We start from the raw sequence: 24,949 nt of genomic DNA on the forward strand, positions 1-24,949 counted from the left end.
GAGCCTTTTTCTATGAAAGATGAGAAAGGATTAATGATTCAACCTATAGGACGATCGCTCTGCGCATGCTCGTAAGCCGGAGGGAGCGTCTTTCTTTTTTGCTAACTATTCGGTGATGAAGTACACTAATAACAGGTGATGCGGACATGGTAAAAGGACGGACAATCGTCATAACGGGTGCATCCAGCGGACTAGGCTTGTTAAGCGCATCGAAGCTTGCAGAACGGGGCGCAAACGTTGTAGTGACGGGGCGTAACATGTCGAAGTTGAAGGCTGCTGTAGATGCGTTGCCGGGAGAGAAGAGCTTCCGGCTCTATTCGCTTGACGTGACGGATGCCGAGGCGACCGCCGAGACGCTGGAGCGGATATGGCGCGAGATGAACGGCATAGACGTGCTCGTCAACAATGCAGGATTCGGCTATTTCGAGAAGTTCGTTGATGCGCCGATTGCTCATTTTGAACAAATGATGGATACGAACTATATGGGCGCCGTGCGCTGCACGAAAGCGGTGCTTCCGCATATGCTTCGCCGCGGCAGCGGCCAGATTGTCAATATCGCATCGATTGCCGGCAAGCTCGGAACGCCGAAGTCGACCGGCTATGCGGCATCGAAGCATGCGATGCTCGGCTTTACGAATGCGCTTCGGCAAGAACTGCGCGGGACGGGCATTATCGTGTCCGCCGTTAATCCGGGACCATTCGAGACGCCTTTCTTTCAGACGGCCGACCCGAGCGGCACCTATGTGAAGGGCTTAAAGGCGCTGATGATGAAGCCGGAGCGGGTAGCAGATGCGGTTGTACGCGTCATTGAAAGGCGCAAAGCGGAGATTGATTTGCCAGGGTGGGCATCGATTGGCGTGAAGCTGTACCAGCTGTTCCCAAGAATGTCCGACCGGATTGCCGGCGGCTGGCTGAACAAAAAATAACGAGGATTCAAACGGAAAGAGGAAATGGACATGTCATTGATTTGGACAGAGATCGGTGTTGACGTCACGCTTGCGGACGCGCTTGCGAAGAACGGATTGACGGAGCCGACTCCAGTACAGCGCGAAGCGATCGCCGTCATGCTGGATGGCGCAGACGTTACGGCAAGATCCCAGACGGGCAGCGGTAAGACGCTGGCGTTTCTGCTGCCTGTACTGCAGCGCATAGACAGCGCCAGCTCGTCCGTGCAAGCCGTCGTGCTTGCGCCGACGCAGGAGCTTGCGATGCAAATTACGAGAGTGGCGCAGACGTACGGCGCGGCGGCTGGCATTCGGGTCGTGCCGCTTATTGGCGGAGCAGCGGTGTTCCGTCAAATCGATAATTTGAAAAAAAATAAACCGCAGCTCGTCGTTGGTACGCCAGGGCGTATTCATGAGCTGTTCGTCTCCCGCAAGCTGAAGCTTGGTGAAGTGAAGCATCTCATCATTGACGAGGCCGACCAAGTATTCGACCTCGGCTCGTCGCGCGAGGTAGACGCGCTGCTGAAGGGGACGCCGCGCGACCGCCAGCTGGCGTTCTTCTCGGCGACGCGGCCGGATGCGATGGCGGATATGGAGCGCAAATGGATGCGTGATCCGAAGCTTATCGATCTGGCTGGCAAACAGCGCGTAGCCGAGACGATCGAGCATCTATATGTAGTTGTCGACAAACGGGATAAAGTAGATGCGGCACGCCGGTTGGTCAGACTGGTTAATCCGTCTTCCGCTCTGTTGTTCTTGAACGATACGGACAATATTGCGCAGTGGGAGTCCAAGCTGAAATATGAGGGCTTTACGGTCGAGATGCTGTATGGAGATGCGAACAAGCAGCGCCGTTCCGTAACGCTCGATAAGTTCCGCAGCGGCGGCTGCAAGCTGCTAATCGCAACCGATGTCGCGGCACGCGGCATCGATATCCCGTCGCTTCCGCTCGTCCTTAATCTTGATCCTCCGATCGATGCGGATCATTATGTACATCGTGCTGGCCGTACCGGACGGATGGGCAAGCAAGGACTCGTCATCACGATGATTACGCATCAGGAGCGGTTCATTATGGACAAGTTCTCCAAGCGGCTCGGCATCGAGATGAAAGAACGGGTTATGGCGCACGGCAAGCTGGTGACGCCGGATGAGGCGCGCCTCATCGGCACATGGTCCAAACCGGCGGGCTTGCCAGGCAGCCGAGAGGCAGGCTCCAAGCCAAGCTTCAACAGCCGCGTGAAGGCAGATACGGCATTCGGCTCCCGGCCGGAGCGTCCATCGGCTGACGCCAGAACTTCCTCGGCCACCGAGCGGGGAACTTATGGACGGGCATCGGCTGAGAGATCCGCTGACCGGCCTCGCTTCGACCGGTCGGAGCAATCGGAACGGACCGGCGCTCCGACTGGCGCTTCGAGAGGGGCGCAGCGTTATGCCGAGCGTCCGTCTGCTCCGCGCCAAGAGGAGCCGGGACGGCCAGCTGAGCGCCGGGATTCGAGCAGTGATAAGATCGGCGGCAAGCCGGGATCCGGTAAGCCAAGCTCCGGTAAGCCGGCACCAGCCATGACGAAGAAGCAGCAGAAGAAGGCGGCCAAAGATAAAGGCGCACCAAAATGGCTGAAGGCGAAACGAGCTGAACAGCAGCCTGAATCTTAAGCAGATCTAGAGATTCCGAGCTTGATTCATAAAATTATAAAGCCACCCCCCGAAAGCGTAACCCGACACCCGAACGTTATGGGCGAAAGGTAAAAACCGGCACAGCCGAAAATTCACGCACAGGAGAGGTGGCTTTTTTTATGACAGCATCGAAATGGAAAAAGGTTGCAATTACATCGATGGCGGTAATGACACTGCTCAGCGGAGCTTCGACTGCATTCGCGCATGACAATGGGCACGGCAAAGGAAAAGGCAAAGATGACGATAAAAAGAAAGACGACAACAATATTTCGATAAACCTTCACTTCAAAGACGCAGACGACATGAAATGGGCGGAGGAATATATTATCCGTCTCGCGTCGAAGGGCGTGTTCAACGGGTATCAGGACGGTACATTCAAGCCGGCGCAAAAAATTTCGCGGATTGAAACGCTCGTTGCAGCCGTTCGCCTGATGGGTCTGCGCGAGCAGGCGGAATCGGCAGCGGAGATGAGCACCGAATTGAACTTTAAAGATGCAGACCAGCTGAAGAAAAAATATCCTTGGGCTGTCGGTTACGTTGCAGTCGCGCTCGAGAACGATCTGTTCAGCGAGACGGAGGATTCGATTCAGCCGGAGAAGCCGGCAACGCGCCTCTGGTCGGCGACCATTCTCGTGAAGGCGCTTAAGCTGGAAGCGGAAGCGAAGGCGAAGAGCAACACGAAGCTGGCATTCAAAGATGCGAAGCAAATTCCGGCAGGCTCGGTCGGTTATGTTGCGGTCGCACTCGAGAAAGGACTTATTACCGGTTATCAAGATAACTCGTTCCGTCCGAACCAGCAAGTATCGCGCGCAGAGCTAGCGGCGCTGCTCGACCGTACTGACACGCAAATGCCGAACAACGATGCGCAGGCGATTACAGGCACATTGAAGGCAACGGTGTCGAACGGCTCGATCGTCGTTGTGAAGGCGGACAAGACGGAAGCCACACTTGCGCTCGATCCGAACGTCTTTATTTTCCGTGATAATAAGAAAGCTGCCATCACCGATTTGAAAGCAGGCGACGAGGTTCTCGTACGCACGTACCAGAATAAGGTCATCTTCGTCGATGTAACGAAGTCGGTTGTGCAGAACTACGATGACCAAGCGATTACGGGCAGCCTGAAAGCAGCAGCTGCGAACGGTACGATCGTTATCGTGAAGCCGGACAAAACGGAATTAACACTTGCGCTTGATCCGAACGTCTATGTTTACCGCGACAACAAGCAAGCAGCAGTATCCGATTTGAAAGCAGGCGACGAGGTGCTCGTACGCACGAATCAGAACAAAGTGATCATCATCAACGTTACGAAGCTGGTTGCCGCTCCGACGATTGACGCGGGCATCATGAATACCGTAACGCTGAATGCACAGGGCAAGCTGGCGACGATCTCGATTATTCGGAGCGTGAACGGCGCGGCGCAATCGGCCATCTATAATGTCGATCCGAACGTCGTCATTTCGGGTGATGCATCGAAGCTCTTGACCGGTCAGGCGGTCGAGCTGACGATTGAGAACAACGCAGTCAAGGTCGTTGTAATCAAATAATGATATCTTCATATAAACAACGCAAGGCGGTACGGGACTTCGTTCCCTGTACCGCCTTGTTGTATGTTTAGGACGAAGGTCCGGAATAAGAGCGAATAATCGTGAGGCACGTCACATATCAGCATTACTAGAAGCGCTTCGGCCAATTCGGCGGGGCTGCATGCGGACGGCCGTCAGCGGCCGCTTAGGAGGCGCAGCACAATGAACGGACGGTTCCACAACTCGCCATACGCTTATGCGCTCGGTATGCTGGCCATGATGATTCCGATTCAAGCTTTCAGTTCTTTTTACAGCTATTATTATGTTGAAAAGCTAGGATTGTCGGTCGGACTCGCGACGATTGCCCGCACCGTGTTCCTCGTCTGGGATGCGGCGAACAATCCGCTGCTCGGATACTGGTCGGACCGGACACGGACAAAGTACGGGCGCCGCAAGCCTTGGATCGTCGCTGCCATTCCTTTGTTCATGCTCACCTTGGCGATGGTGTTCTATGTGCCGTCCGGACTGCAAGGCTATAGTCTGTTCGTATGGCTGCTTATCGCGTTAGTGCTGTTCGAAGCGGTGACGACCGTACTATGGGTCAACTACGGTGCCTTGTTCCCGGAGTTGTTCCGGGGCGACCGGCAGCGTGCGAAGGCTTCGGCTGTTCAGCAAGGTTTTCAAATCGTTGCGATTCTGATCGGCTCGTCGCTCACCCCTATCTTGTTCGATGCGATCGGATTCAGCTCCATGTCCATCGTTTATGCCGTTGTGTTCGCCTTCTTGATGATACTGTTCATACGCAACATCAGCGAAAGCAAGGAGGCGCTGCAAGCTGAGCCGCTCAAGCTCGTGCAGGCATTCCGGGAGACGCTCTCGAACAGGCGGTTCTGGATATTCAATTTGTCGAACTCATTCGCCCAGACCGTGAACGGATTGCTCGGCTCTATGATTCCTTTCTATGCAAAATATGTGCTTCGAATTCCGGAGTCGCAAGTATCGCTCCTGCTGGCAGCTGTATTCGTATCGGTTATTCCGTGTGTAGGCATATGGTATTGGATCGTAAAAAGAATGGACAGTGTGCACGCATGGCGGTTGTCGCTCATCGTCTATGCGATTGCGGTTATTCCGCTCTGGTTCGGCACCAGCCTTGCCACTGGTATTGCGGCTGGTATCGCAGCAGGATTCGGGCTCGCCGGCTTTCTCGTAACGCCGAACGTCGTAAGCGGCACGATCATCGATCTTGATGCAGCTATTACCGGCCAGCGGAGAGAAGGAATCTATACGGCGGTCGGCGGCTTCATTACGCGTTCAAGCGGGCTGCTCTCGGCCATTGCCTTCTGGATCGTCGGCATCATGTTCGGTTACGTAAGCGGTGACGAGCCTGGCTCCAATCCAGCGCTGGCATTCCGGTACTTGATCAGCGCCATCCCGATGGGATTGCTAATGATTTCGTTCTTGCTGTCGCTAGGCATGCGCCGCTTCGACAAGCCATAAAGGCCGACCTGATGACTGCAAGTTTCCGTTTGTTCCCTTTCTTCGAGTATAATGAAAGGAAGGACGGAGGGAAACGGATGAACCGTAACGGTACTGTTTACACGAATGATAATCATACTACGAATAGTAAGAATCCAAATGCGGCAGCTCCAGCGCTGCAAGTGACGGAGCTTGTCGGCGGCTACAGCCCAAGAAGACCGGTGCTCCACGGGCTTACGTTCGACGTTCGGCCCGGCGAAATCGTCGGCTTGATCGGACTGAACGGCGCAGGCAAGAGTACTGCGATCAAACATATACTTGGCCTTATGCAGCCCCATGCCGGGCAGATTCAAGTCGGAGGGACGACGTTGGACCGCGATCCTCAGAAGTACCGGAGCTCTATCGCCTATGTACCGGAGTCTCCGGTGCTGTTCGACGAGCTGACGGTTGATGAGCACTTACGGCTGACAGGCATGGCGTACGGGGTCGACGGTGACTTGTACACCGACCGGCGCGAGCAACTGTTAGACGAATTTCATATGCGGGTGAAACGGGGCGCCTTCGCGGAGCATCTGTCGAAAGGCATGAAGCAGAAGGTGATGATTATGAATGCGCTGCTTGCCAATCCGCCGCTGTTCATCATTGATGAGCCGTTTCTCGGGCTTGACCCGCTCGGTATCCGCTCGCTGCTTGATCGGCTTGTCGAAGTGAAGCGCGCCGGAGCGGCCGTGTTGATGAGCTCTCATATCTTATCGACGGTCGAAACGTATTGCGACCGTTATATCGTGCTTCATCACGGGCGAATGGCTGCATCAGGAACGCTGGACGATGTGCGGAAGGCGGCTGGCATGACGGGCGGAACGTTGGACGAGGCGTTTTTCCGTCTCGTATCGGATACGGCGGGAGGCGGCGATTCAACCCATGGGCGATAAAATCGTTCGCGCTGCCCATAGCCCGGCACACCGAGAAGAAACGCAGGCGCCACCAAGCCGTTTCGATCCGCTGCAGTTGTGGTCGGAGCGGGCATCCGGCTTCCGCAAGGAGACGATGCCTTACTACAGCTACGTCGCGCGCAGCGGTTTTCCGGGGGTTATTATGCTGGCGCTTATTGTGGCGGCGATCGGATATTCAATGCTCGTGCGGGATGTGCCGGCACATTTCCCGTTTACCTTATTCGGCGTTGTGCTGACGATCGGGTTCGTCTGCTGGAGTCCGCTGCGTTCGTGGCTCCATCCAGCGGATACCGTCTTCCTGCTGCCGCAGGAAGCGGCCATGAGCGGCTATATCCGCCGGTCGATGCGTTATAACGGAACAGCGGGTGTCATCGGGGTATTGGCGTCGCTTCTGGTCTATTGGCCGATGTATGCACAGAGTGAAGGACAAGCGGGCGCATGGCTTCTGTTGATCGCGCTGACCGCAGTCAAAGCGGGCAATATGGCCGGCGCTTGGCAAGAGAGAAAGGCAGCAGAGGCAGGAGCACGGCGGATGCTGCGGATCGCCCGATGGTTGCTTACAGGACTGGTGCTCGCTGCGCTGTACCAGCTCGCGCCTTGGAAGGCGGCTGTGCTCGGACTGCTTGCAACGGGATTGCTCGCTTTAGCGTACCGGCTGCCGAGAAAGCACCGTTTGCCATGGGATATGCTCATTCGGGAAGAGGTACGGACCAGACGGCGTTATTACCGGTTTCTGGCGCTGTTCATCGACGTGCCGACGCAGTCTCCGCGCATTGCAAGGCGCAGCTACCTGTCTTGGCTAGGCGGCAGGATCCGTTACGCACAGCGCGGAACCTATGTTTATCTGTACGCCATGACGATGTTCCGTACGGAGCTCGGCGGCATGCTCGTCCGATTGACGCTGCTCGGCATGCTGGTGCTCTATTGGCTGGGAGAGTCGGTGTGGCTGGACGGCTGGGGAGCAAGCCTGATATACGTATTGTTCGCCGGAATTGTCGGCCTGCAGCTCGGAGCATTAAGACATTCGCATAAGTATGCGGTATGGGGACATATTTATCCGCTGCCGGAGGGCCAGCGGGTCGCGTCGCTCCTGACGGTTGACCGAAATGCATTCCTTGCTGCGGCTCTGCTGATGTGGCTGCCATGCGGCATCGTATTAGCGGTGCAAAGCGAGTATGCGCAGTCGCTGGCGGCGCCTGCGGCAGCGCTGCTCTACGCAGCAGCGGTTCGGCCGGGAGGCGTGCGCCGGCGGATGGCGAAGGAAGCGGAAGAAGATTAAGCGAGGAAGACGCATAAGCGGAGCGCTAGGGAGACGGGAACAGAAGGGACGAGCCGGCGGGACGCCAGCTGGCTGGCTCGCTGGTCTGTCCCGTTAGAATCGTCCCGAACGGAATATGGCATAGAGCATAAACAAGAACATGACGGCAGCAATGCCGAAGCCGATCTCGATAACGGGGAATTGCCAGATGAACGTGGATTGCCGTCCAAGCGACGAGCCCACGATAAGCCCGACCATAATGATGCTGAATGACAGCAGCACGATGCTGAACGACAGGCGGTTGCCGACTCGGTCAATCTTCTTCAGAAACGTGTCCAGCTCCGGTACGGATAATTCCTGCCGGAGCTTTCCTTTGCGCACGACATGCGATACGTCGCGCAGCGTTTCCGGAAGATCGGCGAGCAGATCCACATATTCGCCTGCATAATGCATAGCGTTCTCGGCGAATGAACGAGGGTCTATCCGGTCAAAGAACAATCGGCGCCCGAACGGCTCCGCGACGTCGACAATACTGAAGGTAGAATCAAGCGTTGAGATGACGCCTTCGAGCGTGAGCAGCGTCTTGCCAAGCAAGGTGAAATCCGAAGGAATACGGATTCGGTGCGCATAGGCGACGGCGAACAGGTCGTTGATCGATTCGCCTAAGCTGATCTGGCTGAGCGGGACGTCATAATATTTGTCCCGGAGCAGATCGATGTCGTCCCGCAGTTGCCGCATGTCGATGTCCTCCGGCAGCGCCCCCATCGCTTCGATCGCACGGATGATCCCGTTCGTGCTGTTGCGCCGAAGCGCGATGACGAGCGAGCCGAAATGCCGCTTCATCGCCGGTGTCATCCGGCCGACCATGCCGAAGTCGATTAGGCCGATGACGCCGCCGCGCTGTACGACAATATTGCCGGGATGCGGATCGGCGTGGAACAGCCCGACGTCGAATATTTGCTGGAAGAGCACGGTCGTAATCCGTTCGGCAACCTTCTTCTGCGTCGTGCCGATGCTTGCGAGGCCTTCCGGATCGGTTACTTTGACGCCGGTCATCAGCTCCATCGTCAGTACGCGTCTGCTCGAATAATCCCAGTATATGGAGGGTATATGAATGCCAGGGTCCCGGTCGAACGCCCGGGCCAACCGCTCGGCGTTACGCCCTTCAATGGCGTAATCGAGCTCGGCGCGCAGCGAGTGCGCAAGCTCCGCGACCATGTCCCGGATTTGATATTTGGCTGCCCATTCAAGTCGGTGCTCGGCAATGCGGGCGAGATTGTCGAGTATTTCCAAGTCGGTCTCGATCTGTTCGTGAATGTGAGGCCGCTGGATCTTGACCGCGACGGGCTGGCTGTTAGGCAGTATAGCCAAGTGTACCTGGCCAATCGAAGCCGCCGCGACCGGCGTCTCGTCGAAGGATGCATACAGCTCATATACGGAAGAGCCGAGCTCTGATTCCAGAACGGCGGCAGCATCCTTGAACGGAATCGGCGGCACATTGTCCTGCAGCTTCACGAGCTCGGCGATAATGTCAGCCGGCAGCAGATCTGGCCGTGTGCTGGCGATCTGGCCGATTTTGATAAACGTTGGGCCGAGCTCTTCCAGAAACAGCCGGATTCGTTCGCCTGTCGTCTTCATGCCTGCGCCATCGGTATCCGCAGAACGAAGTGACGACAGCGGAAAACGTTCGGTTAGGCCGAGCTCCTTCACGAGGAAGCCGAAGCCGTTGCGTACGAACGCTTTCGCGATGTCCCGGTAACGCTGGAGATGACGAATCCGGCGGCCAATGCCGATCATTCGTCCTTCGTGAGGGAGACCGGACCGTCTTCAGCCTGCTCCTCAGCCTCTTCTACTGCCGGTTCGCCAGACGTCTGTGCTTCGAGCTCAGCGACCCGTCGCTCCAAATCGGCAACCCGCAGTTGAAGCTGGTTGTAGTCGTCTTTCGTCGTCAAGTTCGCCTCATTCAATGCGCTGCGCACATATTCCTTAATACGCGCGTCAATCGACGCCTGAACTTCCCGGCCTTTGCGAAGCAAGTCGTCGACCATCTGCTTCGACTCCGATTTGTTCACCTCGCCTTTATTGACGAGCTCCTCCACGAGTTTCTCTGCTTGCTCCTTCGTTGCGATTGCTGCACCCAACCCGAACGACACCGCTTTGTTGAACAAATCTTTCATGAGACGAAACCTCCTTCATATTGGTGCTTGAGGATAATTTTATCACAAGTGATTATGAACGCAAATGAACGGTCGGCCTCCCTCCGTCAAGGCGTCCTTTGAGCCGTTTCAATTCTGTTACGATGATAACCGATATGATAACGAGCAGAAACCAGGAGCCGATTTTGCCCCAATGGACAACATGCCAAGCGGCCTCTTGATTCGGATATTTCCATGCGCCGAGGAACGTCGAAATATTTTCTGCAATCCAGATGAAGAAGCCGATGAGCAAGTAGGAGACGATGACCGGCATCGAATACGTTCGTTCGCCAACCGTGAACCGGAAGGATGACCGGCCGAAGACAGGCACAAGCGCAAGCATCAGCCAGTAACGAACGTCATAGAGCCAGTGGTGCGTAAAAAAGTTTAAATAAATCGCTGCCGACAACAGCGTCGATAATACGGCCGGCGGCCATCCGAACACTTCGATCTGAAACCGGCGATATGCTTGGCAAATGTAGCTTGCAACGCTTGCATACATAAAACCGGAATAGAGCGGAACGCCTGCCAGCTTCGTGTAGCCCTCGTCGGGATACGACCACGAGCCCATATGCACTTTATAGGTTTCGAGCGCTAGACCAAGCAAGTGGAATACGATGATGACCTTCAGTTCATCGACTGTCTCCAGCTTCGTCCAGATGAGCAACACCTGCATGAGCAAACATACGATTAGTATGGCGTCGTAGCGAGGGATATACGGAATGTCGACGTACCGGGTCAATGCCATGGCGGCAAAAATGATGACGGCGAACATGCAGTTGAGCGCTTGCATCCAGCCGAAACGAATGAGCTGTCTAATCATGCTATTGATTGATCCTCCTCGTTATCGGATGATGCGCGCATCGTGCCGTGCGGGATGCAGCCGTCTGTTATTCGCTGCGCTTAATGATGTACGCATTGTCCGCGAGCGTAAAGCCGATCTTCGGATAATAGCCGACGGCGCCGGGAGCGGAGAGGAGCACGAGCGAGCAGCGCGGACCGATCAATTCGCTTACATGGTCGACCAGCTTGGAGCCAATGCTGCTCTTCTGGTACTCGTTGTCGACTGCCAGGTCGGACAAATAGCAGCAGTAAGAAAAGTCCGTCAAAGCGCGTGCGATGCCGACCAGCCGGTCGCCGTCCCAAGCGGAGATGGTCAGATCGGCGTTGTCCAGCATCGTCTGAAGCCGGTCCAGATCGTGGATCGGACGCTTCATGGCCGCTCGCTCGAATACTTCGGATAGCTGGGCAGCCGTTATTGGGCGGGTGGTTGAATACGTAATCGTCGTAGTCATTCGGATTCCTCCTGAATTGGGTGGTGGTCTGCTCGTTTCCGGGATTTATAAGTTCTTAAACGGTTGTTCCAGTATCGCAAACAAATGTGAAGCATGTTGTTTGATTCCTTTTAGCGGGAGTGAGGGTGGAGCCTTTCATATAGTTCCATTAATTCTTGCAGCGACTGTACGGTATGGACAGGGGAGGCGCCGTGCTTTTCTTCGGACCATCTCCCGTCACGCTCCAGCCAGACAGGAATTAAGCCGGCGTCCCGGGAGCCTACAACGTCATTCACCGGATGATCGCCGACGTACCAAGCATGCTCAGGCGCAACGTCCAGCTCTTCCAGACTGTGCAAGAAAATGCGTGCGTCCGGTTTATGGACGCCGAACGTTCCAGAAATCAACAGAGAACGGAAGTAATGTCCGATGCCGAGACTGTCGATTTTGCGGCGTTGAATGTGCTCCGGACCGTTCGTAATGAGGCCAAGCTTAACGCCGCGCAGCTGCAAATAATCGAGCATCTCGTACAGATGCGCCATCGGTTCGATACATTTCGGAAAGTGCTCTCTCCAGAAAGCGATGAACTCCTCTTTGGACGGGGGAGACTTCCAGTCGAGCTCCTCGACAAGAAGCGGATAAAGCTCTTCCCGAAGGCGGTAGCCGTTATCGTCCAACCGGCGAAAGACGCTGCAGAGATGCTCCGTCTCGTGCAGACGGTCCTCAAAGTAGCGCGCGATCCACAGCTCGAGGAACCGGTTGATGGCGGTGCGCCGGTCGGACAGCGTTTCATCCAGGTCGAAAATAATCGCTTGAGCGCTCATCAAACGTGCTCCTCCTTCACCTCTTCGTCAATAATCCTTGCAACGGCGTCATCATTGTTGCTGCCGATGATGCCCGTCGCCATCTGCTTCAGCTCCGGAGGCGCATCCGTAACGGCGAGCCGCCTGCCGGCCCGCTTGAACAATCCGATATCGTTCAAGTTGTCCCCGAATACGGTGACGTCTTCGGGACGGCAGCCGACATGCCCGCACCAGAGCGCAAGGCCATGCTCCTTATTGGCGAGCGGATGCGAGATTTCAAGAAAGTAATGGTTGTCGATGTAGCGGTCGAGCATGAAGTGCATATGAACGTTCGGACCGTAATGGTCAGATATGGTTCGGAACAGCGGCTCCAACTCTTCACGCAGCCCTATGTAAGTAATGTTAAGCGTGCGGTAGGACGACGGGCAGACGAGCTGTTGCACTTCCCGAAACCTCGGGTCTCCGGGACGGCTTGCACAGAAAGCAGTATCGCCGTAACGGGACAGCTTCTCGTGCAGCACCCGTTCTTGGTCATCGTCATCGAGAGCGAATAAGAACGGCGTCAGCGCAAGGCTTCGCCCCATGCCGATGATATCATTCGTAATGCTGCTGTCGAGCCAATGACCACCCAGCACCCGCCGGTCTATAGGATCGAAAATCAATGCTCCATTATATAAGACGACTGGATAGCGCCAATGGATTTCTGAGGTAACGTTAAAGGAGCTTCGGTAGCTTCTGGCTGTTGCGTAGCTGACGACTGCGCTTTCCTCCAGCGCTTCGTTCAGAACTCGTATGGTGTAATCAGAGACAGTAGCATCGGACCGCAGCAGCGTTCCGTCGAGATCGGTCACATAATATCGCGTCATGAGTAAGTTCCCTCCCCGGCGGCGGCAAACGGTTTCAATTCCACCTGCTCAAAATGTTCCACGACAGGGAACGGATCGTAATAATGATGCAGCAGCGCCTTCCACTGCTGATAAGGCTCTGACTGGCGGAATCCAATCGTATGGTCCTCCAGCGCTTCCCAGCGGACGATAAGCAAATATTTGCCAGGCACTTCAAGACAGCGCTGCAGTTCATGGCTCAAGTATCCTTGCATGCTAGAAATAATGGCTGACGCTCGGCGGAAATCAGCTTCGAACGGCGCGCCGAGACCTTCTTTGACATAAAGTACTGCTGCTTCTGTAATCATTGTCATGCGCCTCCTATCGAATCGATTGATTGGAAGACTATACCACAAAGCAAGGGGGACGTCATGTCCTTTATAGGCTAAACAAACGAATAGGAATCGGTGCCGGCAAACAAAAAGGTTGAGCAGACACCCAGACGGGGCTGCTCAACCTTCCATGTTTATATTACGCGTTCAATTGTTCTTGAACGGCTTTGAAGATGGTATCATACAGTTCTTCCAGATCGCCTTCCTCGATGCACGAGAATGCGACACGCAGGTCGGTTTCGCCAAGGGCGATCGTACCGATGCCGTACTCGCTGAGCAGACGCTGGCGAACGGCTTCCGCCGAAACCTTCGTCAGCTTCAGGCACATGAAGTAGCCGGAGTTGAACGGATAGTATTCCCATACGTCGCCGTAACGTCCGCTGTCGAGCAGCTCTTTTACTTTGTTGGCGCGGCGTTTCATGATGTCGTACTTCTCGGCTTTCTGCGTTTCGAACTCAGGCGATTGCAGCGCGCGCAGAACGAACGTCTGCGACGGATGCGGACCGCTCGAGATCGTCGAACGGATAATGCCGAGCGTCTTCTGTTCGAGCGACGCCAGAATCGCTTCCGACGGGGAAGCGTACGTAATGAAGCCTACGCGGAAGCCCCACACATATTCTTCTTTCGTTGCGCCGTCAACTTTGACCGCGAGAACGCGCTCATGCAGGCCGGCGAGCTTACCGAACAGCGATTCGTGAACCGAATCTTCGAAGAAGAGGCCGAAGTAGGCGTCATCGGTTACGGCTACGACATTAATGCCGGCATCTGCTGCTTCTTTAATAACGGCGACGATCTCGTCGCCTTCTTGCGGACCTGGCGTATAGCCGGTCGGGTTGTTCGGGAAGTTCAGAATGACAATGGCTTTGCCTTTGCCCTTCTGAGCGAGCAGCGCTTCGCGCAGGCCTTCGCTGTTGAACCGGTTGCTGCTGTTATACAGATCGTACTCGACGATTTCTGCGCCGCGACGGACGCCGAACGTCAACTCGTAGTTTTCCCAGTTCTTATTCGGAATGATGACCGCGTCGCCCGCATCGGCGAACAGGTCAGCTACGATGCTGAGACCGTGCGTCAGTGCGTTCGTCACGATTGGATTGCCGAAGCCTTTGCCTTCGACGGACGGATTTTCTTTCATCATCTTCGCACGCCAAGCGGTGCGAAGCTCTGGCTTGCCTGCTGGAGGCGCATATTCGTAAAGGTCCTTCGGATCGTAAGCGGACAGCGTGTCTTGAATGACGTTCAAGTGCATCGGCTGGCCGTTCTCGATCGCGATACCGATGGTTGCATTAAATTTTTTCGCTTTCGCTTTTGCCTCAGCCGATTGGCTCAAGATGCCTACCTTCGGGAAGTAGATTTCTCGGCCGAGTTTAGACAGCATGGCATAGACATTGGCGTTGTCTCGCTCCAACGTTTCGTTCAACTGCTGAGCAAGTGGATTCATGAATTCATTCCATCCTTCCGAATAATACGATTCGATGTCAATGTGACTTGGCGATGTCAAATATGACTTGGCGATGTAAGCTATGGGTGCTATTATAACATTTTTTAAACATCAAGAGCCATTCTCATTGTAAAAAAAATTTGAGTGCGGTATGATGACGGCAAATGGATCTAGACGGAGGGAAGCTATGCTGGACGTGCCTTCATCATCATACATACTGCTGCCCGCATTTGCGAAGATCGTCTGCGAGCCCGGATGGAAGTGGGCAAGGCGGGAAAAGCCGATGGCCAATTACGACTTATTCTATGTCTGGAGCGGCGAAGGAGAGCTGGAACTTAATGGCGCGGTGTATGAAGTCGGGGCAGGAAGCTGCTTTTTGTTCCGGCCTGGAGACTACACAAGCGCTACACATAACCCGCAAAAGCCGCTGGTGCTCACTTACATTCATTTCGATGTGAAAGATGCGACTGAGACCGTGCCGGACCGTTACCGCATATTGGATGATACGGTCGATTTCGAATATTTGCTGTCCCGGTATGTACGATTGTTTCTCGTTAAGACGTTCGCAGCAGAGCAGGAAGCGAAGCTGCTGATCAGCCAGATGATGATTCACCTGCTTCGTGCGGACCGTGAGCCGGCGGTCGAGAAGCGGGCGAGCAACCAATTGACCGAAGCGATTCACGAGATCGCGAACTACATCCGGCAGCATCCGGGCGTTCCGCACCGCGTGGAAGATTTGGCGAAGCGGGCGCAGCTGTCGCCGAGGTATTTTTCAATCAAGTTCAAGGAGTTCATCGGGCAATCGGTTCAGACCTATATGATTCGCACGCGGATCGAGCGGGCGCAGCATTTGCTCGCGCATGCCGGGATGAACGTGACGGAGGTAGCCGATGCGCTCGGTTACCGAGATATATTCTTCTTCAGCCGACAATTTAAGCAATATACGGGCCGCAACCCGTCGGAAATTCGATAAATGGAAGCTCTCATAAGGACGTATTCACGGCCTTGGAGAGCTTTTTATTTTATGGCTTTTTGCCGCCGCTTATTTGGAGCAAACGCTTTGGTTGGTTGGAATTTCTGCACAACATGCAGTTATTTCATAAATCGAGCGTCTCATGGAGCTTAAAGCCTGCACATTGTGCATGCTTTCGGGATGCTGGTTCGGCTTTAGTGCGTAGAGAGGTGCAAATCTCTGCACAAAATACAGTTATTTTATCTCGTGATGTCCTTTGGAGCTTAAAGCCTGCACATTGTGCAGGCTTCGTAGACTCGCTGCAGTTCGCAGACAAAGACAAAGACAAAGAAACGGATGAGCATGTGCTCATCCGTTTCTTTGTTTATCTAATTGCCGTGCGTGGAAGTCTAGCTGCGGATCGTGCCGAGCCGCTCGCCCATCTTGACCTTCAGGCCGACCTTCAGGTCGCCCCGGGGCTTAAACGTATCGTCTTCGGTCAACAGCACGACGGTCGATCCGAACTCGAAGTAGGCGAGGTCGTCGCCCTTCGTCACTTGCCGTGACTGTGGCTCCGTATATCGGATGCTGCTGACGTTCATGGCGCCTACCTTCACAACCGCCGTCTCGCCGCCTTGGTGGCGGATGTATGTAACGAGCCGCTCGTTGCGGCTCAGTACGCGGCGCATATGGCGCAGCCCGAAATCGTTGACGGGATAGACTTTGCCAGGGAGATGCTCGCGTTCCTCGACGATGCCGTCAATCGGTACGTGGATGCGGTGGTAATCAGTCGGGCTTAAATATAAGACGGCATAGTAGCCGTTCTTATAATTCTCGGTGCGCGGCGACCGGTTCAGAAGCTCGTCGATCGTATAGTCCTGTCCCTTCACATTAACGATCGTTCCTTCTTGGATCGGTCCGCAGCCTGTAATGAGCGCATCGACGGGACTGATAAGCGCGTTCGCGCCTGTATCGATCTTGCGCATGCCGGGCTTCAACCGGCGGGTGAAAAACTCATTCAGTGTGCCATATTGGTTTAACGGCTTCTCGGCTTCCTCCACCTTAATGTTATACATCCGGGCGAAACGAGGGATGAGCTTGCGGCTTGCCGCCGACTGAGCGAAGCTGCCGGTTAGCCGTGAAATCGATTTGCGGGAAGTTAGTTCGGTCGTGACGCGAAACAACCAAGTCCACATGCCGGTTCCAACACGTCCTTTCATATGCTGCTGCATTGATCTTCGAATAAGTGTGACATATTCGAAGCGACAAATCAATATAATTTGGCGCTCAATGGAAGGAGGCACTCGGCATGCGGACTCTGACGGTTACAAGTAATAACGGAATGGCAGGCGCAAGGACCGTTCGATCTTGTAGATCGTTTCCTCAATATCCAGAACCGATTCGTTCATCGACGCCATCTCCTTCAGCCGCACAGTGCCGCTTGCCGCTTCATCCTCTCCGACAAGGATGACGAATGGCGTTCCGTCCGCAGATGCGGAGGCAAGCGCCTTGCGCAGCTTGCGCCCAGCAGGAGCCAGCCGCGTTCGAATACCGCTGCTGCGAAGGGCTGCGGCTGTCCGTAACGCTTCCGCCGTTGCCGACCCGACAGGAATGACCGTGACCGGAGCGGCTGCCGGGAGATCCATCCGGTCCCGCAGCAGTTCCATGATCGGCTCCAGACCGAACGATAGTCCGACAGTAGCATATTCCGTATCCGGGATGCCTGCCAGTTGGCCGATAATGGCGTCATATCTGCCGCCCCCGCCCAAGCTCGATGCATAGCTGCCGGAGGCGTCGAAAGCCTCGTATACCGTACCGGTGTAGAATGACAAGCCCCGCGTAAGCGATGGATCGAACAGGCATTGCTCCTCAAGGCCGATTGCGGCGAGCAGCGCTTGCAGCGACCGCACCTCCTGGGCGCCGGGACACATGCCAATGCCGTATTTGCCGCACAGCCGTTCGAATGCAGAGACGGAGGCGCCGCCGTCAACTGCAGCATCCGTCGCATCCGCTGTTTCCGCGGCATCCGTTCCGGACAGGTCCGCTATAACCGATTGTGCTGCGCCGGGATCAACGCCTTTCGCCAGCAGTTCGCTGTGAACGGCGTTGATCCCGGCCTTGGCAAGCTTGTCGATCGTCAGCATGGCATCTGCTGCCAATTCCGCAGATACACCGGCTGCCTGAAGCCATTCGGACAGAAAGCGCCGATTGTTCCACCGCAGCGTGACATCGATGCCAAGCTTGCCGAATACATCCGCTGCGAGCTGCATGAGCTCGGCTTCCGCCTCCGGTCCCCGAATGCCGACGACGTCGACGTCGCATTGCATAAATTCGCGCATGCGTCCCCTTTTGACAGGGCCGTCGCGAAACACTTTGCCGAACTCGTAACGGCGCATCGGCAATGGAAGCCCCGGCTGCATCGCAATCACTTTGGCGAATGGCACGGTTAAATCGTATCGGAGCCCGAGTTGGCGCTCGCCCCGGTCGTTTAAACGGTACATTTCTTGCACGATCTCGCCGCCGCCCGAATATTTGGCTGTAAGAAGCGGTAATTCGTTCAAGACCGCTGTCTCCATACTATCGTAGTCGTACCTCTCGAACACTTCCTGCATGAGACTCCGAATTCGGCTCCGAATCGCTTGTTCCTTCCCGTAATAATCCGTCGTTCCCTTCACGTTCTGCATCGATGAATGCCCCTTTCCGCATTGGAAAATAAAAAACGCGCCGGACCTCTGGTCCCGCGCGCATCGTATGCGGCAGGGAGGCCAACGCGAGAAGCGCTAGCCCTCCCTGGAATCATTCAGGAGTGCTAACGCTTAGTGAAATGATGAAATTGAATCGAGAAGCGTGAATTGATCGTCATAGCGGCGATTCCCTTCCATACGTTTGTGTAAGATTGTAGCGGATTGATCCGCTTTGCGCAATGGTTAAGCGCTGCATGCGGTATGTTTATTTTGATGCGTGTTCGGTGAGGATGAGGAGGAACAGGTGTATCGATTAGGATAAGGAGGCGGCCCGGATGGAATGGATTATGGCTGCTCTTGCAGTTGCCGGAGCCATCGCAATCGGATGGATCAGCGCGGCGAATGAGACACTGTCGAGAGCGGCGGACGGAGCGGCAGCGGTGTCGGTGCTTGCATTAGGCGCTGTTGCGGGGGCCGGAATTATACGCACGATTCGGCATGGAACCTTGTTTATGACGGAAATACATAGTGTACTCGACAACCCGGTGTTATTAATTAGCGGCTCTTACTTGGTTGTTTATTCGATAAGCCGTCTCGGGGCGGCAGTTTTCTTTTCCCCGGAACGGAGCCGGTAAACAGTAAGTAGGATGCTATATTGCGGCGGACGCCTGTTTCATATCGGATGCGTCGCGAATCGGCTCGCAGCCGCGTATGCTGAAGAAGCATATTCGCACCGTCTCTTGTGCGGAAGGAGGAGTCTTCTCGCGCATGTCTCGTCCGATCAGAATCGCTTATGTCACGCCGGGAGCCTTTGCGCTTCCTTCCGCACGAAGCAGCTCGGTGGAACGGGTAGTGGAGCAGATTGTTCCGCTGTTGCCGGCTGCGGCGGAGCCGCGAATATACGGGCGAACTGCGTCCGGTTTGCCTCGCAGGGGCGTATGGAAAGGCATCGTCTGTGAACGGTTTCCCGCTGCAAGCAAAGCGAAATACGCAAGCGCCGTCAGCTCGGCGATCGCTTCTTTCGCTCCGGATGTGATCGAGGTGGAGAACCGTCCCCGGATGCTCATTCGGCTGAAGCGGCAGCATCCCCGCGCCCGAATGTGGCTGAACCTTCATTCCTCGACCTATATTTCCCCTTCGCATATATCGAGAGGCGAGCTGCGCCGATGCTGCCGCCTCGCCGACTTGATTATCGTCAACAGCTATTATTTGCGCGATGTAGTGGCGGATATGGTGCCGGAAGCCTATTCGAAAATTGCGGTCGTTCATTTGGGCGTCGATACGAGCCGGTTCATGTCCGTCCATTCGCCGGAAGGCGCTGCCAGACGAGAACAGATTCGGCGGATGAACGGCTGGATGAACCGGAAGGTCGTCTTGTTCCTTGGCCGCGTCATCTCTCTCAAAGGCGTCCATCATTTGGTCGGGATCATGCCGGATCTGCTGAGTCGCCATCCTGACGCGCAGCTCGTTGTCGTCGGAAGTCCAGGCTACGGCACACACCGGACGACGTCCTATTACAGAAGGCTGAAGAACGCAGCGGCGAAGCTGGGCAGCAGAATACGGTTCGTACCCTACGTACCGTACAGCGAGGTGCCGGATTGGATGCTCGGAGCGGACGTCATCGCCGTCCCGTCCGTCAGGCGCGAAGCGTTCGGTCTTGTTAACGTCGAAGCGATGGCGACGGGGGTTCCGATCGTCGCTTCACGGGTTGGCGGTATCGGCGAGGTTGTCAAGGACGGGGACACGGGACTGCTGGCTGAGCCGTCCCGGTTGCGAGATGACTTGCTCATCAATCTTGACAGGCTGCTTAGCAGCGAACAGCTGCGGCAAGAGATGGGCAAGCGGTGCCGGGAAAGAGCAGAATCGTATTTCACATGGCATGCCGCTGCGCAGCGGTATGCGGTTCAGACCGGTCTTGCGCCAGACGAGGCGGAAGCTTCGGACTCGAAGCTGGGCCATTCAGGCGGGGACGAAGACTGGCGAGGGGCAAGGATACTCGGCAGCCGAAGCAGTACGGACACTGTGAATGAGCGGCGTAAGAGAATGTCCGCTGAGAAGACATGGCACCAACCGGCAACAACCCGGAAGAAGCCGAGCCGAGGCCGATTGTGGAATTAACGGTTGACATTTCCGGACGAGGAAGAGTATAGTTTGTTCAGGAAATCCACTAGGGGCGCCTTTATGGGCTGAGATAAAGCATATCGCTTTGGTCCCTTCGAACCTGATCTGGGTCATGCCAGCGTAGGAAAGTGGTCTTGTGCGTTTATTACACGCGACATGAAGGCATCCTTTATTCGGACGAACGCTTTGTTACGATGCGCACCTTACGGTATGCATGAACACACCGCGCCGCCGAGGATGTAACGGACTGCGGATGCAGCCGGATGCCATTAGTGACCGACAACGCCATTTCGCCGCTTCCTTCGCCGGGAGCGGTTTTTTTGTCGTGATGACGAGAGAGCCCTTTCGCCGAAGGAAGCTGACGTTCCGCCCGAACAAGCCCATCCGCCCGTCGGAAGCTCGTTCGATAATCGGGATGCCGGCAGAATGATCGCGTAGGGCGTGTCCATGACGCGATGCACGAGGACCTCATTTTCTAATAAGCTGCTAGCCTCCTAGGGAATTCCAACTATTCTTGGGGAGGTTTTTTTGTTGCCGATTTTAACGACTCCGCTGCCGGGCAGCCGTAAAGTATACGTCACAGGTGCAAGAGAAGATATTCGAGTGCCGATGAGGGAGATCGGGCTCGCGCCTAGCTCGCTGAGAGAAGTGGAAACGCCGAATGAACCGGTGCTTGTGTATGATGCGAGCGGACCATATACCGATACCTCCTATGAAGCGGATATCCGCCGGGGGCTGCCGTCCGTGCGGGGGGCTTGGATTGCGGAACGAGGCGATACGGAAAGCTACGACGGCCGTACGATTACGCCGGAGGATAACGGGTTCTCGACTGTACAGCGCGCGGCGGAGAAAGGCGCAGAGCAATTCCCGGGCTTGTCCCGCCGGCCGCTTCGGGCCCAGGACGGGATGAACGTGTCGCAGATGCATTACGCGCGGCGCGGCATCGTGACGCCAGAGATGGAATACATCGCAGTTCGTGAAGGGATGGACCCGCAATTCGTCCGCAAGGAGGTGGCGGAAGGCCGTGCCATCATACCGGCGAACATCAATCATCCGGAATGCGAGCCGATGATTATCGGTCGCAACTTTCATGTGAAGATTAATGCGAATATCGGCAATTCCGCCGTCGCTTCCTCGATTGAGGAAGAGGTGGAGAAAATGACATGGGCGACCCGTTGGGGCGCGGATACGATCATGGATCTGTCGACGGGCAAGAACATTCACACGACGCGGGAATGGATAATTCGCAACTCGCCTGTGCCGGTCGGCACGGTGCCGATCTATCAGGCGCTCGAGAAAGTGAACGGCGTCGCGGAGGATCTGTCGTGGGACGTATTCCGCGATACGCTGATCGAGCAGGCGGAGCAGGGCGTCGATTATTTTACCATTCATGCGGGTGTGCTGCTGCGTTACGTGCCGCTTACGGCGAAGCGGGTAACGGGCATCGTGTCGCGAGGCGGCTCGATCATGGCAGCATGGTGTCTAGCGCATCACAAGGAAAACTTCCTGTACACGCATTTCGAAGAGATTTGCGAGATTATGAAAAAGTATGACGTCTCCTTCTCGTTAGGCGACGGGCTGCGTCCGGGTTCGATTGCGGATGCGAATGATGCCGCGCAGTTCGCGGAGCTGGAAACGCTCGGCGAGCTGACGAAGATCGCTTGGAAGCATGACGTGCAGGTCATGATCGAAGGACCGGGACACGTGCCGATGCATCTGATCAAGGAGAACGTCGACAAGCAGATGGAAGTTTGCCAGGAAGCGCCGTTCTATACGCTCGGTCCGCTGACGACCGATATTGCCCCGGGCTATGACCATATTACGTCGGCCATCGGTGCGGCAATGATCGGCTGGTTCGGTACGGCGATGCTCTGTTACGTGACGCCGAAGGAGCATTTGGGCTTGCCGAACAAAGAGGACGTGCGCGAAGGCGTTATTGCGTACAAAATCGCGGCGCACGCAGCCGACCTCGCCAAAGGCCACCCGCGCGCGCAAATTCGGGACAATGCGCTGTCGAAGGCGCGGTTCGAGTTCCGTTGGCGCGATCAATTCCATCTGTCGCTCGATCCGGAGCGCGCGATGGAATACCACGATGAGACGCTGCCTGCGGAAGCGGCGAAGACGGCGCATTTTTGCTCGATGTGCGGACCGAAATTTTGCAGCATGCGCATTACGCAGGACATCCGCGACTATGCGGAGGAGCATGGACTCGATACGGAAGAAGCGATAGAGGCCGGCATGAAACAACAATCGGAATCGTTCCGTTCGCAAGGCGGTTCGATCTATGCGTAAGGCGGCTTATCCTGTTGAAATTTTCGAGCCGGCATCCGGGCCGGACCTGGGCCTGTTCGATGATCCAACACGGTATTCGCGTCAAATCCGGTTCGGACCGATCGGTACGGCGGGCCAGAATCAGCTGCGGTCCGCAAGCGTTCTCGTCGTCGGGACGGGGGCGCTCGGCGCTTCGCTTGCGCAGCATATGACGCGAGCCGGCGTCGGCACGGTCCGTCTGGCGGACCGCGACTTCGTCGAGCCGAGCAATTTGCAGCGGCAAATGCTGTTCGACGAGGACGACGCGCGGGATGCAATGCCCAAAGCGATCGCGGCTGCGCGCAAGCTTCGCCGCATTAACGGCGGCGTACGCATTGAGGCGCATGTCGTCGACGTCGGCGTGCGGACGGTAGGCGCTTTGATCGATGGCGTCGATCTGGTGCTCGACGGAACGGATAATGCTGCGGCGCGGCTCGTGCTGAGCGATGCTTGCTTCAGAGCGGGCATTCCGCTCTTATACGGCGGCGTCACGGCGTCGGAAGGGATGAGCGCAGCGCTCATCCCGGGGCGCACGGCGTGCTTGCGCTGCCTGATCGGCGGCGACGAGGCGAGCGACGAGGCAGCCGATACGTGCGATACGGCCGGCGTCATCTCGCCGGCCGTGGAGTTCGTCGCCTCGCTGCAAGCGGCCGAGGCGCTGAAGTGGCTGTGCGGCAGCCGCGAGGCGATGCGCCGCACATGGGTGAGCGCGGACGTCTGGACGTTCCGCGTCCGCGAATCGAAGCTGCCGGCAGGGCGGTCAGCCTGCCGGTATTGCGGTGCGCGGCAGGAGGCGCAGGGCGCAGCCTCTGCCGCGCAGGAGGACGGCGGCGCGATGTTCACCGCCGCCGTCCTGTGCGGGCGCGACTCCGTGCAGGTGAGCAGCGCCGTTCCTTTTGCGATGGAGCAGCTTCGCACGGATTTGGAGCGGCTCGGCTGCACGCTGACGGTTAATCCGTATTTGATGCGGGCGATGCTGCCGGAAGGCGGCCAAAGTCTTGTCCTATTTGCAGACGGCCGCGTCATGGTCCAAGGGACGAGCGATCCGGCGGAAGCGGTCGAGCTGTGCCGCCGTTATATCGGCGGCACGGACGAGAAGTTGCCGCAGGACGGCGCTGTCTTAACCACGTAGCCTTGGCAGCCTTGAGAATGGAATACTAGAAAGGAAGGTAGAGCAATGGCTGAGCATAACAATAAGTTTGATTTTCAGCTGTATGTCATTACCGGTGCGAACTATCATCCGGGCAGACCGCTGGCCGACGTCATCGAGCAGACGCTGATCGGAGGAGCGGATGTCATTCAGCTTCGGGATAAATTTTCGTCCGAGCAGGAGATTTTGGAGCAGGCGCGTGTGCTTCGCGAATTGACGAGGCGGTACGGCGTGCCGCTCATTATTAACGATTATATCGACATTGCGATAATGGTAGATGCGGACGGTGTTCATCTTGGGCAGGAAGACTTGAATCTGGCCGTGGCCAGGAGACGGCTCGGACCCGACCGCATTATAGGAATTTCGACGCACAGCTTGGAACAAGCGCTGGCGGCTCAGGCTGGCGGGGCCGATTATATCGGCGTCGGGCCTGTCTATCCGACCGGTACGAAGCCGGGCCGGACGGCGGTCACGACGAGCTATGTTCGGGAGGCTGCCGACCACGTGAAGATTCCGTTCGTGGCGATCGGCGGCATTACCCTCGATAACATCGATACCGTTCTTGAAGCAGGCGCAACGCGCGTGTGCGCAGTGTCGGCCGTTGTCGGAGCAGACGATCCGGCGGCGGCTTGCCGGGCGTTCAAGGCTCGCATTGCGGCGCACAATGGAGCTGCGGCGAAGGAGAAGGCGAAGGCGGAAGCGGAAGCGGAAGCTGGTGCTGCAGTTACGGCACATGATTTGCTAGAGGCACAACCAGCGGAATCGGACCTCGCTTATTTGGGCGTGAAAATTAACGGCAAAGAGCAGTGGACGACGGCGGGAACGATCGAAGAGCTGATCTGGCAGCACAGTCTGGAAGGCAGAAGGCTTGTCGTCGAGCTGGACGGCGAGATCGTCGAACGGGACGCATGGGGACGCACCTCGCTTCGCGAGGGCAGTGAAGTGGAGCTTGTTCATTTTGTAGGAGGAGGATGAAGA

General features: G+C 56.2%; 22 protein-coding genes and 1 riboswitch. Of the genes, 12 read left to right on the forward strand and 10 right to left on the reverse strand.

Annotation, left to right across the window (positions count from 1 at the left end):
- The first annotated feature begins 146 nt into the window (after positions 1–146).
- The 6 genes from PKO01S_RS17010 to PKO01S_RS17035 all read left to right on the forward strand — a co-directional run bounded on the left by PKO01S_RS17010 (position 147) and on the right by PKO01S_RS17035 (position 7,849).
- The gene (locus PKO01S_RS17010) at positions 147–926 is read left to right on the forward strand and encodes an SDR family NAD(P)-dependent oxidoreductase (RefSeq protein WP_127532629.1); all 780 of its coding nucleotides are present in this window, start codon (positions 147–149) and stop codon (positions 924–926) included.
- Between the two features lie 30 nt (positions 927–956).
- On the forward strand, positions 957–2,597 hold the full coding sequence (locus PKO01S_RS17015) for a DEAD/DEAH box helicase (RefSeq protein ID WP_127532630.1): 1,641 nt from the start codon (positions 957–959) through the stop codon (positions 2,595–2,597).
- A 140-nt stretch (positions 2,598–2,737) separates the two neighbouring features.
- The gene (locus PKO01S_RS17020; protein WP_127532631.1) at positions 2,738–4,162 is read left to right on the forward strand and encodes an S-layer homology domain-containing protein; all 1,425 of its coding nucleotides are present in this window, start codon (positions 2,738–2,740) and stop codon (positions 4,160–4,162) included.
- A gap of 201 nt (positions 4,163–4,363) precedes the next feature.
- Positions 4,364–5,638: an MFS transporter gene (locus PKO01S_RS17025; RefSeq protein ID WP_127532632.1), complete on the forward strand. Its 1,275-nt coding sequence runs from the start codon at positions 4,364–4,366 to the stop codon at positions 5,636–5,638.
- Between the two features lie 77 nt (positions 5,639–5,715).
- Positions 5,716–6,549, forward strand: coding sequence for an ABC transporter ATP-binding protein (locus PKO01S_RS17030; RefSeq protein WP_127532633.1), 834 nt, complete (start codon positions 5,716–5,718; stop codon positions 6,547–6,549).
- A complete protein-coding gene (locus tag PKO01S_RS17035) occupies positions 6,539–7,849 on the forward strand; it encodes an ABC transporter permease (protein WP_127532634.1) in 1,311 nt (436 codons plus the stop codon). Before PKO01S_RS17030 ends, PKO01S_RS17035 begins: the two co-directional genes overlap by 11 nt.
- A gap of 93 nt (positions 7,850–7,942) precedes the next feature.
- On the opposite strand, the gene PKO01S_RS17040 is transcribed toward PKO01S_RS17035, so the two are convergent.
- The 8 genes from PKO01S_RS17040 to PKO01S_RS17075 all read right to left on the reverse strand — a co-directional run bounded on the left by PKO01S_RS17040 (position 7,943) and on the right by PKO01S_RS17075 (position 14,754).
- Positions 7,943–9,625: an ABC1 kinase family protein gene (locus tag PKO01S_RS17040; RefSeq protein WP_127532635.1), complete on the reverse strand. Its 1,683-nt coding sequence runs from the start codon at positions 9,623–9,625 to the stop codon at positions 7,943–7,945.
- Positions 9,622–10,005 (reverse strand): phasin family protein, encoded by a 384-nt coding sequence (locus PKO01S_RS17045; RefSeq protein WP_127532636.1) that lies wholly within the window; start codon positions 10,003–10,005, stop codon positions 9,622–9,624. Before PKO01S_RS17045 ends, PKO01S_RS17040 begins: the two co-directional genes overlap by 4 nt.
- Positions 10,006–10,057: 52 nt before the next feature.
- Positions 10,058–10,846, reverse strand: a complete 789-nt coding sequence (locus PKO01S_RS17050) for a DUF817 domain-containing protein (RefSeq protein WP_127532637.1) — start codon at positions 10,844–10,846, stop codon at positions 10,058–10,060.
- Positions 10,847–10,913: 67 nt separating this feature from the next.
- Positions 10,914–11,318 carry a GNAT family N-acetyltransferase gene (locus PKO01S_RS17055; protein ID WP_127532638.1) on the reverse strand — a complete coding sequence of 135 codons (405 nt, stop codon included), beginning with the start codon at positions 11,316–11,318 and terminating at the stop codon, positions 10,914–10,916.
- Between the two features lie 110 nt (positions 11,319–11,428).
- Entirely contained in the window at positions 11,429–12,121 is a 693-nt protein-coding gene (locus PKO01S_RS17060) for an HAD family hydrolase (protein ID WP_127532639.1), read from the reverse strand.
- Complete coding sequence (locus PKO01S_RS17065; protein WP_127532640.1) at positions 12,121–12,966, reverse strand: HAD hydrolase family protein; 846 nt, start codon at positions 12,964–12,966, stop codon at positions 12,121–12,123. Before PKO01S_RS17065 ends, PKO01S_RS17060 begins: the two co-directional genes overlap by 1 nt.
- The gene (locus PKO01S_RS17070) at positions 12,963–13,292 is read right to left on the reverse strand and encodes an antibiotic biosynthesis monooxygenase family protein (protein WP_127532641.1); all 330 of its coding nucleotides are present in this window, start codon (positions 13,290–13,292) and stop codon (positions 12,963–12,965) included. Before PKO01S_RS17070 ends, PKO01S_RS17065 begins: the two co-directional genes overlap by 4 nt.
- A 163-nt stretch (positions 13,293–13,455) precedes the next feature.
- Positions 13,456–14,754, reverse strand: a complete 1,299-nt coding sequence (locus PKO01S_RS17075; protein ID WP_127532642.1) for an aminotransferase class I/II-fold pyridoxal phosphate-dependent enzyme — start codon at positions 14,752–14,754, stop codon at positions 13,456–13,458.
- A 187-nt stretch (positions 14,755–14,941) separates the two neighbouring features.
- On the opposite strand from PKO01S_RS17075, the gene PKO01S_RS17080 reads away from it, so the two are divergent.
- Positions 14,942–15,727 (forward strand): helix-turn-helix domain-containing protein, encoded by a 786-nt coding sequence (locus PKO01S_RS17080; protein ID WP_127532643.1) that lies wholly within the window; start codon positions 14,942–14,944, stop codon positions 15,725–15,727.
- A gap of 389 nt (positions 15,728–16,116) precedes the next feature.
- Here PKO01S_RS17080 and asd read toward each other — a convergent pair whose 3' ends face one another.
- The gene (asd, locus tag PKO01S_RS17085; protein WP_127532644.1) at positions 16,117–16,902 is read right to left on the reverse strand and encodes an archaetidylserine decarboxylase; all 786 of its coding nucleotides are present in this window, start codon (positions 16,900–16,902) and stop codon (positions 16,117–16,119) included.
- 129 nt (positions 16,903–17,031) lie between these two features.
- The gene (gene hisS / locus PKO01S_RS17090) at positions 17,032–18,390 is read right to left on the reverse strand and encodes a histidine--tRNA ligase (protein WP_127532645.1); all 1,359 of its coding nucleotides are present in this window, start codon (positions 18,388–18,390) and stop codon (positions 17,032–17,034) included.
- Positions 18,391–18,725: 335 nt separating this feature from the next.
- On the opposite strand from hisS, the gene PKO01S_RS17095 reads away from it, so the two are divergent.
- The 5 genes from PKO01S_RS17095 to thiE all read left to right on the forward strand — a co-directional run bounded on the left by PKO01S_RS17095 (position 18,726) and on the right by thiE (position 24,946).
- A complete protein-coding gene (locus PKO01S_RS17095) occupies positions 18,726–19,025 on the forward strand; it encodes a hypothetical protein (RefSeq protein ID WP_127532646.1) in 300 nt (99 codons plus the stop codon).
- A gap of 133 nt (positions 19,026–19,158) precedes the next feature.
- Positions 19,159–20,508, forward strand: coding sequence for a glycosyltransferase family 4 protein (locus PKO01S_RS17100; RefSeq protein WP_127532647.1), 1,350 nt, complete (start codon positions 19,159–19,161; stop codon positions 20,506–20,508).
- Between the two features lie 41 nt (positions 20,509–20,549).
- Positions 20,550–20,655, forward strand: a riboswitch (TPP riboswitch).
- 387 nt (positions 20,656–21,042) lie between these two features.
- Positions 21,043–22,803 carry a phosphomethylpyrimidine synthase ThiC gene (gene thiC / locus PKO01S_RS17105; protein ID WP_281278933.1) on the forward strand — a complete coding sequence of 587 codons (1,761 nt, stop codon included), beginning with the start codon at positions 21,043–21,045 and terminating at the stop codon, positions 22,801–22,803.
- Positions 22,796–23,953 (forward strand): ThiF family adenylyltransferase, encoded by a 1,158-nt coding sequence (locus tag PKO01S_RS17110; RefSeq protein WP_127532649.1) that lies wholly within the window; start codon positions 22,796–22,798, stop codon positions 23,951–23,953. The genes thiC and PKO01S_RS17110 overlap by 8 nt, the downstream gene beginning before the upstream one ends.
- Positions 23,954–23,998: 45 nt before the next feature.
- A complete protein-coding gene (gene thiE, locus PKO01S_RS17115; RefSeq protein WP_127532650.1) occupies positions 23,999–24,946 on the forward strand; it encodes a thiamine phosphate synthase in 948 nt (315 codons plus the stop codon).
- Positions 24,947–24,949: the final 3 nt, after the last annotated feature.

Origin of the sequence: Paenibacillus kobensis NBRC 15729 (assembly GCF_004000825.1) — a bacterium.
Taxonomy (GTDB): domain Bacteria; phylum Bacillota; class Bacilli; order Paenibacillales; family Paenibacillaceae; genus Paenibacillus_T; species Paenibacillus_T kobensis.

What these genes read in the sequence shown, in the direction of transcription:
- PKO01S_RS17010 (WP_127532629.1), top strand. Translation starts at nt 147, where the DNA reads ATGGTAAAAGGACGGACAATCGTCATAACGGGTGCATCCAGCGGACTA.
- PKO01S_RS17015 (WP_127532630.1), top strand. Translation starts at nt 957, where the DNA reads ATGTCATTGATTTGGACAGAGATCGGTGTTGACGTCACGCTTGCGGAC.
- PKO01S_RS17020 (WP_127532631.1), top strand. Translation starts at nt 2,738, where the DNA reads ATGACAGCATCGAAATGGAAAAAGGTTGCAATTACATCGATGGCGGTA.
- PKO01S_RS17025 (WP_127532632.1), top strand. Translation starts at nt 4,364, where the DNA reads ATGAACGGACGGTTCCACAACTCGCCATACGCTTATGCGCTCGGTATG.
- PKO01S_RS17030 (WP_127532633.1), top strand. Translation starts at nt 5,716, where the DNA reads ATGAACCGTAACGGTACTGTTTACACGAATGATAATCATACTACGAAT.
- PKO01S_RS17035 (WP_127532634.1), top strand. Translation starts at nt 6,539, where the DNA reads ATGGGCGATAAAATCGTTCGCGCTGCCCATAGCCCGGCACACCGAGAA.
- PKO01S_RS17040 (WP_127532635.1), bottom strand. Translation starts at nt 9,625, where the DNA reads ATGATCGGCATTGGCCGCCGGATTCGTCATCTCCAGCGTTACCGGGAC.
- PKO01S_RS17045 (WP_127532636.1), bottom strand. Translation starts at nt 10,005, where the DNA reads ATGAAAGATTTGTTCAACAAAGCGGTGTCGTTCGGGTTGGGTGCAGCA.
- PKO01S_RS17050 (WP_127532637.1), bottom strand. Translation starts at nt 10,846, where the DNA reads ATGATTAGACAGCTCATTCGTTTCGGCTGGATGCAAGCGCTCAACTGC.
- PKO01S_RS17055 (WP_127532638.1), bottom strand. Translation starts at nt 11,318, where the DNA reads ATGACTACGACGATTACGTATTCAACCACCCGCCCAATAACGGCTGCC.
- PKO01S_RS17060 (WP_127532639.1), bottom strand. Translation starts at nt 12,121, where the DNA reads ATGAGCGCTCAAGCGATTATTTTCGACCTGGATGAAACGCTGTCCGAC.
- PKO01S_RS17065 (WP_127532640.1), bottom strand. Translation starts at nt 12,966, where the DNA reads ATGACGCGATATTATGTGACCGATCTCGACGGAACGCTGCTGCGGTCC.
- PKO01S_RS17070 (WP_127532641.1), bottom strand. Translation starts at nt 13,292, where the DNA reads ATGATTACAGAAGCAGCAGTACTTTATGTCAAAGAAGGTCTCGGCGCG.
- PKO01S_RS17075 (WP_127532642.1), bottom strand. Translation starts at nt 14,754, where the DNA reads ATGAATCCACTTGCTCAGCAGTTGAACGAAACGTTGGAGCGAGACAAC.
- PKO01S_RS17080 (WP_127532643.1), top strand. Translation starts at nt 14,942, where the DNA reads ATGCTGGACGTGCCTTCATCATCATACATACTGCTGCCCGCATTTGCG.
- asd (WP_127532644.1), bottom strand. Translation starts at nt 16,902, where the DNA reads ATGTGGACTTGGTTGTTTCGCGTCACGACCGAACTAACTTCCCGCAAA.
- hisS (WP_127532645.1), bottom strand. Translation starts at nt 18,390, where the DNA reads ATGCAGAACGTGAAGGGAACGACGGATTATTACGGGAAGGAACAAGCG.
- PKO01S_RS17095 (WP_127532646.1), top strand. Translation starts at nt 18,726, where the DNA reads ATGGAATGGATTATGGCTGCTCTTGCAGTTGCCGGAGCCATCGCAATC.
- PKO01S_RS17100 (WP_127532647.1), top strand. Translation starts at nt 19,159, where the DNA reads ATGTCTCGTCCGATCAGAATCGCTTATGTCACGCCGGGAGCCTTTGCG.
- PKO01S_RS17110 (WP_127532649.1), top strand. Translation starts at nt 22,796, where the DNA reads ATGCGTAAGGCGGCTTATCCTGTTGAAATTTTCGAGCCGGCATCCGGG.
- thiE (WP_127532650.1), top strand. Translation starts at nt 23,999, where the DNA reads ATGGCTGAGCATAACAATAAGTTTGATTTTCAGCTGTATGTCATTACC.